The 14317-nt window shown below is 65.5% G+C and carries 9 protein-coding genes; 5 read left to right on the top strand and 4 right to left on the bottom strand.

The window, feature by feature from the left end; translation table 11 throughout:
* Window positions 1-25: 25 nt before the first annotated feature.
* A complete protein-coding gene (locus FOE78_RS02135; RefSeq protein ID WP_143984863.1) occupies window positions 26-2185 on the bottom strand; it encodes a GmrSD restriction endonuclease domain-containing protein in 2160 nt (719 codons plus the stop codon).
* Window positions 2186-2597: 412 nt separating this feature from the next.
* Between FOE78_RS02135 and FOE78_RS02130 the strand changes: the two genes are divergently transcribed.
* The gene (locus FOE78_RS02130) at window positions 2598-3569 is read left to right on the top strand and encodes an asparaginase (protein WP_143984862.1); all 972 of its coding nucleotides are present in this window, start codon (window positions 2598-2600) and stop codon (window positions 3567-3569) included.
* A gap of 22 nt (window positions 3570-3591) precedes the next feature.
* On the opposite strand, the gene FOE78_RS02125 is transcribed toward FOE78_RS02130, so the two are convergent.
* The 3 genes from FOE78_RS02125 to FOE78_RS02115 form a co-directional block, all read right to left on the bottom strand.
* Window positions 3592-3999, bottom strand: coding sequence for a hypothetical protein (locus FOE78_RS02125; RefSeq protein ID WP_143984861.1), 408 nt, complete (start codon window positions 3997-3999; stop codon window positions 3592-3594).
* A gap of 109 nt (window positions 4000-4108) precedes the next feature.
* Window positions 4109-4948, bottom strand: a complete 840-nt coding sequence (locus FOE78_RS02120) for a hypothetical protein (protein WP_143984860.1) — start codon at window positions 4946-4948, stop codon at window positions 4109-4111.
* Window positions 4949-4962: 14 nt separating this feature from the next.
* The gene (locus FOE78_RS02115; protein ID WP_143984859.1) at window positions 4963-6798 is read right to left on the bottom strand and encodes a DUF6398 domain-containing protein; all 1836 of its coding nucleotides are present in this window, start codon (window positions 6796-6798) and stop codon (window positions 4963-4965) included.
* Between the two features lie 474 nt (window positions 6799-7272).
* On the opposite strand from FOE78_RS02115, the gene FOE78_RS02110 reads away from it, so the two are divergent.
* The 4 genes from FOE78_RS02110 to FOE78_RS02095 are packed head-to-tail and all read left to right on the top strand — an operon-like array spanning window position 7273 to window position 13974.
* Window positions 7273-8700, top strand: coding sequence for a DUF3375 domain-containing protein (locus FOE78_RS02110; RefSeq protein ID WP_143984858.1), 1428 nt, complete (start codon window positions 7273-7275; stop codon window positions 8698-8700).
* Window positions 8697-9290 carry a DUF4194 domain-containing protein gene (locus FOE78_RS02105; RefSeq protein WP_143984857.1) on the top strand — a complete coding sequence of 198 codons (594 nt, stop codon included), beginning with the start codon at window positions 8697-8699 and terminating at the stop codon, window positions 9288-9290. Before FOE78_RS02110 ends, FOE78_RS02105 begins: the two co-directional genes overlap by 4 nt.
* Window positions 9283-12738 (top strand): ATP-binding protein, encoded by a 3456-nt coding sequence (locus tag FOE78_RS02100; RefSeq protein ID WP_143984856.1) that lies wholly within the window; start codon window positions 9283-9285, stop codon window positions 12736-12738. The genes FOE78_RS02105 and FOE78_RS02100 overlap by 8 nt, the downstream gene beginning before the upstream one ends.
* Before the next feature lie 57 nt (window positions 12739-12795).
* On the top strand, window positions 12796-13974 hold the full coding sequence (locus FOE78_RS02095) for a Wadjet anti-phage system protein JetD domain-containing protein (protein WP_143988461.1): 1179 nt from the start codon (window positions 12796-12798) through the stop codon (window positions 13972-13974).
* Window positions 13975-14317: the final 343 nt, after the last annotated feature.

Raw genomic sequence — 14317 nt, 5'->3', positions numbered from 1 at the left:
AACTTGCGGTCATCCGGTGGCGACTCTAGTCGGCAGGAGCCGTCGTGATCCCTGCGTGCGCCGCCCGGATCCGGAGCTCAGACAGCAGGATGGGCTCATCTTCGGTGTCGAGACGGGCCCGCCAGTAGTCCCAACCCGATTCGACATCGACATTGTCCTCCCTGGCGGCGATGTCGACCGTCTCACAGGTGTGATCACCAACCTTGATGTAAGCGTCTTCCGTGATTTCGGCAGTGTTGCTACTCGCATCGTCCACCGGCTCAAGTAGCGTCCCTGCCGGAAGCCAGCCCGCAGTCACGAGGTTTTCGAGGGTCGGCAGCAGCAGCGGATTCAAACCACCATCGGTATCTGCGTCCGGCCGACTGAGGTCCGGCTCGTAATTCGCGTCGGTCAGCCGCTTGAAACCCTCGTAGGTGACAGCCGCAATGAGGTTGCGGCGCTGGTTCACGAACTCTTCGTACCCCAGCATCGTCCAGTCGACAGGTAGTGCATGCCACTGTTCCTGCCGCCACCGGCGGTTCTCGTCCAGGTTCTTGGCGGCAACCTCCGCTGGCCAGTACTTGTTCGGCGGATCGTCGCTGATCGCGATGTTGTCGGACCACTCCACGAGCGCGAAGTTCGCGACCTGGTTGATCTTGCGAACGGAGCGGAGTCCAAGCTGGTCTCTGAGGTACGCCTTCGGAAATAGGTGGTGCTTCTCGATGCCCTTCACCGTCGTGCGGTTGGGATTGATCCAGTCCTTCACCTTGCTCGTGGCCAGCAGAACGTCAGCGTCCAGAATGTTGAGTGCGGCGACGTAGGCAACCCAAGCAGGCGATTTCACCGACGAGGTGTCCAGGGCGTCGGGCAGGGTAACGGCCCACCAGTCGGCGGGCAGCGCGGCCTCGATCTGCGAGGTAAGAGTCTTCGTGAACTCGGCCGACGTCTCTGCCTGGCCGTCGAGGCGATTCAGATCCTCCTGCATGCGGGTTTCAGGCGAGGAGGTGTAACGGCCAGTGACTTGGGACATGAAGAACCAACGGGCCATCACCTCCCGCAACTCGTCGACTGGCACGCCGAAGCGATTTCTCCCGATCAGCCACAGTGCATAGGTGTAGAGGATGGTGGACGTCGATGTGATCATCGACTTGTTGCGGAATCCTGCTCGCTCCATGACCTTCAGGAACTCGTCCCAGTGCAACGGATTCAACGACTGGGCCTGACCGTCCTTCAACTTGGTTAGCTCGATGTCGCGGCGCTCCGGATGAATCGTCCGGGTACGCGGATCGCGGCCGCGCAGCGCGTTGTACGCATCGGCTAAGCGCGCCCGGTTCAGACCAACAGCGATGGCAACCCTGAGGATCTGGCCAGGGTGAAAGGTCATGAATGGATTGCTCGGCGTCCAACTGCACTTTGGAGCTTGGGGTTCGTGTTCGCGGTCGATCGTGGTTACCTCACGCGGTGTGAACCGCGAGTTGCGAGCCCACTTCTCGAGTTGCGCTCGCCCCTCCTCCCAGAACACGCTCAACCAAGTGAGTATGAAGTCTGCAGACGACAGGTTGACCCCCTCGGAGTTGATGCGAACGAAGATGTCGGCGACCACTTCCCGATCAACGTCCTCCTTGACCTGCACAACCTGGAATTCATAGCTGAGCAACTGATAGAGGCGCGTGATCGCGATCTCCGCCGCGCGCTCGACCTCCATATCAACCGTCCGCGCCTGGTCACTGCGGAGCCGCTTCAGGTAGTCGTAACGAGCGTTGATCGGATCGTCGAACACGGACTTAAGGTCAGGTATCCACTCCACCGACCTGCGAACGATCGGAGTGGGGACCTCGAATCTTCCGGTAAGCGGGTTGAATCCGATCGATATGAGCTCGCGAGAGTAGTCCTCTCGCCAGACCTGCAGACCCTTGATCGCCGCGTACAGGCTGGTCAGCCGCTGCTGTCCGTCGACGACTTGATAAGAGGCATCTTGAGTCTTCACCTCAGCCCCGATGGGCCGGGTGTGTGCAGAATCTCGGTTGGTCCAAAACATCAATTCTCCGACCGGGTAACCCCGATACATTGAATCGATGAGGTCACGAACCTTCGCGTTCGGCCACACGAATGGGCGCTGGATGTCCGGCAGTCGGACAGATCCGCGGTCCACGCCAGCGACGAGATCGCCGACCGTCCATGGATGGTGGCCGAACATGCGAACCATGATCAAATCCCTTCTCGGGTAAGTCTGACCAGACTGCTCCAAATCAACCTAACTTTCGACCACGCTCTTGGGAAGCATGCCCTTGATCCCACGGAGGATTCGTCCAGATGCATGACGCGCCGACAACCAAGCCGATCAACGCCGCGGGGCCGTGCTCGCTCTCGACAGGCAAGAAGTGTGCCGGCGCGTCAGGCATCGGATGGCAGGTGACAGCAGCGGCTTGAGCAGACGCGACCGTCGCGGGACGCCGCCGCAGCACCTCGGATGGAGTCGCCGTCATCGCAGGTCTCCCGCGGCAACCGGCAAGGTCGGATCGCTTCCCAGGCCCGCGAGTAGGCGCTGCGGGCTGCGACCCAGTCGTGGCAAGATCAAACCGAGCTCGATCCGTCCAACTAAAGGCGGAGGGACCGCAATGCCGCACATCGTTGTCCTCGCCACGGGCGGGACCATCGCCTCACGCGCCGGGTCCGACGGCGCTTCGGTTGCCAGCGATTCCGCCGATACGCTCCTTGGCGGAACCTCAACCAGGGCAGGGATAACGGTCGAGGCGGTTGACCTGCTCCGGCAGAACTCGTTCAACCTGAGTTTTCGTGATCTTCGTACCATCGCCGATGGCGTACGAGATCAACTGGCCCGCGGCGATGTCGACGGGATCGTGATCACGCACGGGACCGACACGATCGAGGAGACCGCCGTGCTGCTCGACCTGATCCACAACGACGATCGGCCGGTCGTTCTCACTGGGGCTCAGGTCGCTCCCGATCAGTCGGGCACCGACGGTCAGCGCAATCTGGCCGGAGCGATCAGTGTGGCCGCAGATCCGCAGTCGCGTGGACTTGGTGTGTTGATCTTCTTCGCCGGTCAGGTCCTTCCCACCCGCGGCCTGCGCAAGGTGCACACCCTTCAACCGCAGCCCTACGCCGCGGACCCGACGGGCCCGATCGGCGAACTCACCCAGGACGAACTACGCCTACATGCCCGACCGGTCCGGAATGTACCCCTGCCGCACCCGGAGCCGGCCTTCGACGGCACCCGAGTCGAATTGCTCACGCTCTATCCCGGCGCAACTCCGGAGCTGCTGAATCACCTTGTAGAGCAGCGAATCGGCGGCATCGTGCTGGCCGGCACCGGTGCCGGCAACCTCAATCGCGACAATGTCGACGCAGTCCGGGACGCGACCGCAGCGGGCACCGTCGTGGCCTTGTCGACGCGGGTGCCGTTCGGTCCGGTCGCGCCGATCTACGGCGGCGGTGGCGCGGTCGACGCGATCAAGGCGGGCGCCGTCCCGGTCCGGTTGCCGAACACCCAGGCTCGCATTCTGCTCGCGCTGCTGCTCAGTCACTTCCCCGCGGATCGTGTGGTCGAACGGCTTCGCAGCTACTGATCTGTGATGGCTGACCGGATGCTCAGCGACCCAGTCGGAATCGTTCCTGCCCGATCAGGCTCTGCAGATAGGTCACGCGGTTGAACACATCGGCCCGGCCGAGTGGATCAATCACGGGCACCTGCTCGGTGTACGACCGTCCCTGGATTGTCGTCACCGTGACCGAGATGAAGCCTTGGACTCGCGTTTCTCGGACCAACAGAAACAGCAAGCTGAGCAGGAAGAACCAGACGAGGACGACCGCCAGAACGATCGCCCAGGTGGGGGTACGCGAGGTAGTCGAGGTTTGATCAATGCTGGTCACGTTGATGTCGGCAATCGGCCAGGTCCCCGCCGGGGTCATGACGTGGTGAGTGGTTGCATGGATATTCCCGATGGACACGAGATTGGGCCCTGCGGGGCCACCCCAGGACATCGGTTGCATGCTCATGCGCTGAGATTAGCCTGAACCCGCGCAACGCGCCTACCGCACATCAACGCGTCATAAATACGCCACGATGCTCTGACCGAGCACGGTTTTCGGCGCGGCTGTGACCCCGCTAAGCCTCGTCGTTGCTGACAATGCAGCTGCCGAGCCCGTTGAGTCGTACGGACGTCAACCCGTCGTAGCGGCTCAGCGACTCCAACTCCCCTGCGCACCAATAGTCCGGCCAGTCCTGTCGCGCACCGATCGGGGAGGTGTACGAGATGTCGATCAGACCCAGGGTTGCGGCGTACTCGAACAGCACCGCGAGGGTGTAACGACCCTCGGCCAGCACCCAGCTGTTCACATCGCTGTATCCGAAACTGTCGTACTCGGGATGGCCGACGTGCAGCTTGAACAGCGCACGATCGGAACGGGTGATCTGCGGACTCAGCCTCCCCCGCCGCATCCGGGCAAACAGCGAGTCCACCGTCACCCATTCACCCGGTGGCAGCCTGCCTACCGCACGGGCCACCACCTCGCGGCGCGGTTTCACAGCAGTCAGCACATTCGCCGACCGCTGGCCCTTGATCTGATCAACCCGACTGAACTCGTCGATCAGGCCGTGGCTGATCCAGCGCTGCCATAGTCCGCGCAACACCTCGAAGGGCGGGGCATTCAACGCCACCCGGCCCTTCGCTGTCAGCACCAGGTGGGATCCGTTGAGTCTCGCCAGACCGCCCGCCATGATCAACAACGGCCAGCTGAACGCCGCGATCGGATCCTCGGCATAGAAGTCGCCGCCCACCAACCGCCATCCCACAGTCCGCACCGTGGCCGCGGTCGGGCGCTTGGTCTTCTGGCTGCATCGCAGCTCACCGGCTGCACACATCAGCAGCACCAGGCGCAGATTGTCCTGCGCCTCCTGCTCCGTTGACCTCTCGCAGAGGTCGTCACCGGCGTCAGAATCAGCCACGACTGCGTCACCGCTCAACGGCCGCTTCTCCTTGCAGAGTAGCGTTCCCGGGCCTGCACGATCTCTCGACGGGTGGACGAGGTCAGGTAGCGAAGGTCACCGAGATCAAAAGGACTGCCCTGCGACGGCGGCAGGCCGAGCGCTTCCAGCATCGGCTTCGCCCGCTGGCTCGGCGTGCCGCCGCCGAAGTGGTTGCGCAGCTCCTTGATCGGAATCTGGGTCTGGTGCAACATGGGGTTGCCGCAGTTGTTGATCAAGGTGATCCAGCAGATCGCTGCGGCCGCGGTGTCCATCCGGCCGCGCCGGCTGAAGATCGTTGGATCATTCACCGCCACGTCGTGCAGGATCCGACGTGCCGCGGTCCGCATTTCCTGTTCCAGCAGGGCATTGCAGGCTTCGTCGATGTGCTGGCCAGCCTCGAGCACCCGATCGGCGATCGTCTCGTCGATGCCATCCAGCGAGAGCGGTTCGTCCGGCAACGCGACGACGTCGACCTCCTCCAACAGCTCCTCCCCGCCCACCTTGATCGCCAGGTTGTTGATCATGGAATCGGCAATCCGGGCGTGGAAATCCGAGCCGTCGGCGAACCGGTCGCCAAGGTCAAAATCGAACTGGTTCAGGCCCTGGGCGGCCAACAGCTCGGCAATTCCGCGCGCTGACATCGCGGTGCCGGTACGACGTCGCTGGATCTCGGCACGGAACTGGGGCGTGATCTCCCGTACAGCCCGCAACGCGTCGTCGGTCAGCCCCTGGCTCACCCCACGGACTCGATGCCCGTATCTGATCAAGGCCGGCAGCACGTCGGCGAACTTGATCAAGAAGTCGGTCGGTGCCATGAAGCGCTCGACCGCGAACTCACCGAGGAAGATCTGCACCGCCTTGGTGCTCCACAACAACGGATCGTTGTACGGGCTGCGATTGTCAAGCAACGCATCGGCCAACGGGCCGGTGTCGGGATCATCGGCCAGCTCTCCCGCCTCGGCGGAGTTCAGGAACCCGGTCACCATCGACTCGATCTCACGGTCGGACGGCGCCCGGTCCGCAAACTCCTCGCCGCCCTCGGGAAGCATCCTGATCGCCCAGTGCAGCAGCGCCCGGCACTGCGGCCAGCTGTCCGTCTCGTACGGCGGCACGGTGTGATCGGTGATGTCGAGCGCCGCTTCGAGTCTGGCTCGAAGATCGGCCGGCGCGATCGGCAACTGCTCCGCCTCTGCAGCGAACTCTTCCCACTTCGCCAGGTATTCCTCCGCCGCCACATCCAGCACGAAGGCGTCGGTGAGCGGCCCACCAAGATCTAAGTCGACAAATCCGACCACGGTGATCTGCTGGCCGGTCGCGAACCGGACGCCGATCGCGAGGTTGACCCCAGCCAGCACCGGATCGAGCGCTTGCAACGTCGCGATCGGCTCCGCCCTGTCCAGTTCCTGCAACCACCCCGGCAGACGATCCATCGCCGGTCCCAGCCGCCGATCCACCCGGGTACGCAACAGCTCATCGTCCTGCAGCCGCGAGATCGCATACGCGAGTGCCTGGGTCTGTTGCTGACCCGACTCGATGAACATCGAGAGCAGGTCGGGCAAGCCGGGGAGCTCGGACCGCTCGCGGTCGGTGTCCGATTGAGGCAAGATCCGCTCCAGTACGGCGTCGCGGCTCGGCGCCAACGCCTCTGTCATCGTGCTGGCCAACGCCAGCAGCGCCAGCGGATGATCGTCGGCCAACGCCTGATCCAGGTCGGCCAGCAGTTCATCGGCACCGCCGGTTTCCAACTCCGGATCGTCGCGTCTCTCACCATCGACGGCGACCAGTCGCGGGCGTTCGAACGGGCTCGGCGGGTTCTCTCTGACTGCCATCCGCCCAGTGAAGTCGAAGCAGAGCGAGATTGCCAACCGACTCACGGATCACTGGCGGCCGGCGGAACCGGGCGGTGATCACGCGGGCAGCTGGGTGCCCGCAAAGCCGGCAGCAGGTGCAGTGTCACACCAGAAGCTCGGTGTTACCTTCGGCCGCATGCCCACGAAGCGTCCTCGGCATGTGCTGACCGAGACGGACGACCTGGCGACAGCGCTGGACGATGCCGCCCGCCGCATAGCAGCCGTCTGACTGCCGAGCATGAGTGGTAAGAACGTCGGGCTGGATTGGCTCAACCCCCAGATATCGGTCCGTTCGGGCGATCCGACCCGACCTTCTTACCACTCTCCGTTCGGTCCCAGGACGGAATGAAGTTCCGCCCCTCGTGGTGCCGGCAGCCGAAGCCGCGCAAGCGATCGCGACACCGGCCTGCCCGGTTTGCCACAATGTCGGACCAGCTCCCTAGGGTGTACGCCGTGGACTTCGAGACGATCGCGGCGCTGCAGGAGCGGCACCCCACGTGGCGGCTGCTGCGTGCGCAGAACGCGCCGTTGATCTTGTCCTTCCTCGGCGGCCACTTCGTCGAGCAGAACAACGGCGCCACCCCGGCGGGTCGGCTGGCCGACGCGCTGGAAGATCAGTTGAGCTTGCTCCGAACCGGAGACGACGAGTCGCGCTTCGCCAAGACGGCCGAGGACTATCTCTACGACTGGTCCCAACCCGAGTCGGGCTGGCTGCGCCGCTTCTATCCGGCCGACTCCGACGAGGTCCACTACGACGCCACGCCCGCGCTGGAGCGGGCCTACAGCTGGGTCAGCGGTCTGCGGCAACGCGCCTTCGTCGGCACCGAGTCCCGGCTGCACACGGTGGTCGACCTGCTCCGCCAGATCGCGTACGGGACCGAGCAGGATCCGCAAGCCCGCTTGGAAGTCCTGCAGCAGCAACGCGACGAGATCGACCGGCAGATCGCCGCCGCCGAGGCCGGCGAGGTCGACCTGCTCAGCGACACCGCGATCCGGGATCGCTATCAGCAGTTCGCCGGCACCGCCCGCGAGCTGCTGTCGGACTTCCGCGAGGTGGAGGAGAATTTCCGCGGCCTCGACCGCGCCGCGCGCGAACGGATCGCCTCCTGGACCGGTTCCAAGGGTGCGCTGCTGGCCGAACTGGTGTCCAGCCGGGCCGACATCAGCAGCTCCGATCAGGGCGCGAGCTTCCAAGCGTTCTACGACTTCCTGCTCTCCGACGATCGGCAGGACGAGTTGAACGAGCTGCTGACCACCGTGCAACGGCTGGCCGCGGTCGACGCCGACCGCCGACTTCGAACGATTCACCACGACTGGTCCGAAGCGGCCGAACGCACCCAACAGACCGTCCGGCAGATCTCCGAGCAGCTGCGCCGATTCCTGGATGATCAAGTGTGGTTGGAGAATCGGCGAGTGCTCGACCTGGTCCGACAGATCGAGGGGGCAGCGCTGCAGGTCCGCGACGGCCCGCCCACCCTCGGCCTCGAAGTTGATCTTCCCGGAGTGCCGATCAATCTGCCGTTCGAGCGCCCGCTGTACGACGCCCGCCCGGCCGCCAGCGTGGACAGTCTCGCCGCGCCGGCCGACGAGGTCGAGGTCGACACGTCCGCGCTCTTCACCCAGGCGTTCGTCGATCAAGCCCGGCTGGCGGACAACATCCGTGCCACCGTTCCCGAACGCGGCTCGGTGCTGCTCAGTGACCTGGTCGAGCTCTACCCGGTCGAGCGGGGCATCGCCGAGATCGTCGGCTACCTGGCGCTGAACGAAGATGATCTTGCCGTCGAGCTGGACGAGAGCGGGGAGAGCCTGATCGATTTCCATGATCATCTCGGCGCCGGCAAACGGGTCCGCCTGCCACGAGCGACGGTGAGTCGACGATGAGAACCGCAACCGAGCAAGCCGTCAGTACGGCGACCATCGACCTGATGCGCGGCGTCGTCTATCGCGAGACCGACGAGGACAGCTGGCTCACCCTGCAACGCCACGGTGCCGCGGTGCGTGATCATTTCGCTGCCATCGGCGTCGACGTGATCATCGACGACACCGAGGGATATGCCTTCCTGCGCAGCGAATCCGTGGATGACGAGGCCGAACAGCTGCCCCGGCTGGTGAAGCGTCGCAGTCTCACCTTCAACGTCAGTCTGCTGCTGGTGCTGCTGCGCAAACGCTTGGTCGAGTTCGAGACCAGCGGGCACGAGGGCAAGCTGGTGCTCAGCCGCGATCAACTGGTGGAGATACTGCGCGTCTTTCTCGGCGACAGCACCAACGAGGCCCGGGTGATCGAGAAGATCGACACCACGATCAAACAGGTCGCCGAGCTCGGCTTCATCCGCCAGCTCCGCGGCCAGCCCAACCACTGGGAGGTCCGCCGGATCCTCAAGGCCTACGTCGATGCGGCGACGATGGCCGACTTCGCCGGCAAACTGTCCGAGTACGCCGACAGCCTCAACTCCGGTGGTGGTGATGACTGATCAGCCGAGTTTCAGCAGCGATCGAGGCGACGGTGAGCCCGGCTTCGACGCGGCGCCGGGGCTCTTCGGCCCCGGTGAGCTGACCGCGTCCAAGGCCGGCTTCCGGCTGCATCAGTTGGAGGTGTTCAACTGGGGCACCTTCGACCGACGGATCTGGCGGCTCTCCCCGGCCGGCGACACCGGGCTGCTCACCGGCGACATCGGCAGTGGCAAGTCGACCCTGGTCGACGCGCTGACCACCCTGCTGCTGCCCGCGCACCGGATCGCGTACAACAAGGCGGCGGGAGCGGAGACCCGCGAACGCACGTTGCGCAGTTACGTTCTCGGCCACTACAAGTCCGAACGCGTCGAGAGCACCGGCAACACCCGAGCCGTCGGTCTGCGCGACCACACGTCGTACTCGGTGATCTTGGGCGTCTTCATCAACGACGGTTACGGCGAGACCGTCACGCTGGCTCAGGTGTTCCATCAGAAGGATCCGCGGGCCGGCCAGCCGGACCGGTTCTTCGTCACTTCCGACAAGCAGCTCAGCATCGACGCCGACTTCACCGACTTCGGCACCAACCTCAACGATCTCCGCCGCCGGCTCCGCTCGGCCGGCGCGGCGATCAGCACCACCTATCCCGACTACTCCCGGCAGCTGCGCAAGATGCTCGGCATCAAGTCCGATCAGGCGCTGGAGCTGTTCGGCCAGACGGTGTCGATGAAGTCGGTCGGCAATCTCAACGAGTTCGTCCGCTCGCACATGCTGGAGCCGGTCGACGCGACCGACCGGATCAACGCGGTGATCAACCACTTCGAGGATCTGACCAAGGCCCACGAAGCGGTGCGTCGGGCGCGCGAACAGCTCGCCGTGCTCGAGCCGCTGGCCGCGACCGCTCGGCGCTACGACGAGGCGCAGCAGCGGCGGACCGGGTTGGAGCAGCAGCGCGACGCGTCCCGCTGCTACTTCGCCGAGTTGCGCCGCGACCTGCTGACCGAACAGATCGACACCGCGCTCGGTGAACGGGGCCAACTGGAACGTCGCGCCGAGACCGAGCAGTCGCAGCGGCAATCCCTGCAGCAGCAGCAAGATCAACTTCGGGACGAACGTCGCGGGGCCGGCGGTGACCGACTCGGCGAATTGGAACGGCTGATCACCGACGCCGAGGCCGCGACGGCAACCCGCACGGCGCGCCGCGACGGACTCGATCGGCAAGTGGCGGCCGCCGGGCTCTCGCCGGTCGACGACCGGGACGGCTACGCGCGGCTGGCGGACCGGATCGCCGCGGAGCAGCAACCGCTGCAGATCCGCCGGCCCGAATTGGACGGCGAGCTGGCCGATCTCGAGGTACGGCGCCGCGAGCTCGACCGGCAGGGCGCCGAACTCCGTACGGAGCTGGAGAGTTTGGCCGGTCGACGCACCAACCTGCCGGCCGAACAGCTCGCGATCCGGGAGCAGTTGTGTGCCGAGCTCGGGCTGACCACCGGGACGTTGCCGTTCGCCGGAGAGCTGATCGACGTCGCCGAGGAGTATCAGCCCTGGCGGGGTGCCGCCGAGCGGGTGCTGCGCGGTTTCGCGCTGTCGCTGTTGGTGCCGCAGCAGCACTACCCCGCCGTCTCGGACTGGGTGAACGGTCATCGGCTGAGCTTCCGCCGCGACGACGGCCGGGAGCGTGGCCTGCGATTGGTGTACGAGCTGGTCGCGCCGCGCCAGGTTCGCGTCCGGGGTGAGCAGGCCGACGGGTTGATGCTGGCCGACACCCTGGAGGTCGCGCCGGGTGACTTCGAGGACTACCTGCGCGCCCAGCTGGTCCGGCGGGCGGGCTACCGGTGTGCGGACACGATCGAGGAGTTCCGCACCGCGTCGTACGCGGTGACCCGGCAGGGCCAGGTCCGCTCCCGGGATCGGCACGAGAAGGACGACCGCAGCCGGGTCGACGACCCACGCACCTGGGTGCTCGGCTGGGCCAACGAGCGCAAGATCGAGGCGCTGACCGAACAGCTGCTCGGGCTGCAGGCCGACAGCCTCGCGCTGACCGAGCGGCGTGATGAATTGGCCGCCGAACGCACCCGGCTCACCGACCGTCTGGGTGAGCTGCGCCAACTCGCCGGCCAGCTCAGTGCCCCGTGGACCGACTTCGCCTGGGAGGACAGCGCCGCCGAGGCGGCGAACGCACGGCAGGAGCGCGATCGGCTGCTGGCCGGCTCGACCCGACTGGAGGAGATCGAACGGCTGTTGGCGGCGCTGGCCGTCAGGCTCAGCGAGGCCGAGAACCGGCTGCAGCGGACCCGGGTCAAGATCGGCGTGCTCGGCGACCGGATCGACCGAGCCACCGCGGCACGGGAAGCCGAGGAGGACTTCCTGGCCGACCTGCCGGCCGAGCTTCGCGAACGTGCCCGCCAGTCCTATCCCGGCCTGGCCGAACGTCTCGGCAACGACCTGCCCTCCGACCCGGACGCCTGCGAGCGAACCGCCGCCCGGTTGAAGGACGCGTTGCAGGATGACATCGACAAGCTCAACAAGTCGCTGGCCGGCTTCAGCAAGAACCTGCTGGAGTCGATGAACGAATTCCACCAGCGCTGGCCGGAAGCGTCCTCGGAGATGGACGTCGACGTCGAAGCACGGCGGGACTACTGCGCCTTCGCCGAGCGGGTGGCCAACGACGACCTGCCGGCGTTCGAGGACGAGTTCAAGCGGCAGCTGAACACCAACACGATCCGCGAGCTGGCCGGCTTCAACAACTGGCTGCGACGCAAGTCCGAGGAGATCGGCGCCCGGGTGGAGCGGATCAACGAGGCGCTCGGCGCGATCCCGTACAACCCGGGCCGCTACATCATGCTGGTCGCCGAACGCACCAACAATCAGGAGGTGCAGGCCTTCCGGACCGATCTGCGTGCGGCCACCGACGACGTACTCGGCCCGGACGAGGAACGCTACTCCGAGCAGCGGTTCAATCAGGTGCAGCAGCTGATCGAGCGCTTCCGCGGCCGCGACTCACACGCCGACGCCGACAAGGCGTGGACCCGGCGGGTCACCGACGTCCGCAACTGGTTCACCTTCTCCGCCTCCGAACGTGACAGCACGACCGACGCCGAGTGGGAGCACTACAGCGACTCCGACGGCAAGTCCGGCGGCCAGAAGGAGAAGCTCGCCTACACCATCCTGGCCGCCTCGCTGGCCTACCAGTTCGGCCTGGAGTGGGGCGTGGACAAGGCCCGCGACTTCCGCTTCGCGGTGATCGACGAAGCGTTCGGCCGTGGCTCGGACGCCTCCACCCGCTACGCCCTGGATCTGTTCAACAAGCTCGGCCTCCAACTGCTGATCGTGACGCCGCTGCAGAAGGTGCACGTGATCGAACCGTACGTGCAGACCATCGGCTTCGTGGACAACCCGGACGGCAACTACTCCCGGCTGCGGATGCTCACCATCGAGGAATTCCGGGCCCACCGGGGACCCTCGGCGTGATCACCGAGGGGTCATGATCATCAGCAGCAGGTACTTGATCATACGGGTGGCGTGATCATGAAATCGCGATCAGGATGGACGTCTCCGACCGACCTCAAGACCAAGGTGCTACGCCGGTGGGACAGTGGCGAGCTGCTGGCAATCTTGGCCCGTGGCGGGGAGTTCGAGCCGATCGATCTGCCGTTGCGTGGTCCGAAGGCGGCCGACATCGGTGATGATCTTGACGCGGTACGAGGCTGGATCGACGCGCTGGAGCGGGGCAGTCGGGGCGGTCAACGCTACGAGTTGATCTACGGCGGCATCGGCGGCCGCCACGTCGGACGCAACCAGATTCCACTGCGGGCCGAGATCAACACCGCCGAGCAGGCCTGGCAACTGCTCGGCGTCGTGGCCGAGGTCGGTCGGTTTCGGGAGTTGCTGCACCACAGCGCCGAGTTGCCGGCGGTGCGCGACTGGGCGGCGACGAATCCCCTGCGCGCGTTGGCGGTGGCCGACGAGTGGGAGCAGTTGCTGTCGGCCTACCGCTGGTTGACCGAGTCCCGGGACTCGGGCCTGTATCTGCGCCAGGTCACCGCCCAGGGTGTCGACACCAAGTTCATCGAACACCACCGCGCCTTGCTCGCCCAACTGGTCGGGGTCAGCCGCAGTGCGACGGGTTTCCTTGCCGGCTTGGGATTGCGCAGCCGGCCCGAGTTGATCCGGCTGCGGTTCGACCCGGGCCCGCTGGGGCTGCCGACCATGATCACCGAGGCGACGTTCCGACTCGACGAGTTGGCCAGGTTGCCGGCCGACGTACGCACCGCGGTGATCATCGAGAACGAGATCACCTTCCTCAGCGTGCCGATCCCCGACAACGGTATTGTGCTGTGGGGCAAGGGATTCGAGGTGGATCGCGCCGGGCGGCTGGGCTGGCTCAGCGACGCCGACGTGCACTACTGGGGCGACCTGGACAGCCACGGCTTCGCCATCCTGCATCAGCTCCGCGCCTGGCTGCCGCAGACGAGATCGTTCCTGATGGACCGCGTCACCCTGCTCGCCCACCGCGACCGTTGGGTCCGAGACCCGACGCCCACCAATGCCCAGTTGGATCGACTCACCGACGAAGAGTCCTTGCTCTACGAAGATCTGGTCACCGACCGACTGGCCGACTCCGTACGTCTCGAACAGGAACGGATCGACTGGGGTTGGGCAACCGACCGGTTGCCGTACCTCCCGTCGGACCAAACCCGCGGTTGAGGAAGATCCGGGCGGATCGGCCGACGCCGGACCGCTTCCCGCTCACGTACGGCGCTCCCGCGGAAGTTCCGACCTGCGCGGCAGCGTCGCCGGTGCGCGGGAGCCCTGTTGGCCCTCGTCCGGAGACGTTCGTCCGGCCCGCCTTGCCGCGTTGAAACGTTCGCTGCGGTGACCGGCGGACCTGGAACCGGCGCGGTTGCGTCGCGCTCGTCCGATCGGGGGCACAATGTGTCCCGCGGATCGCCATCGGCGCGGGAATGTAACGACTGGGAGAAATTTCCCACAGCCCGGCCAAGTCATGTTTATGCTGTGCGGAACTGTCCGTTTGGGACGGATTCGATCA

Origin of the sequence: Microlunatus elymi (genome assembly GCF_007362775.1) — a bacterium.
Taxonomy (GTDB): domain Bacteria; phylum Actinomycetota; class Actinomycetes; order Propionibacteriales; family Propionibacteriaceae; genus Microlunatus; species Microlunatus elymi.
Note: the sequence above shows the minus strand (reverse complement) of the source record. Positions and strands in the feature narration are given on the sequence as shown.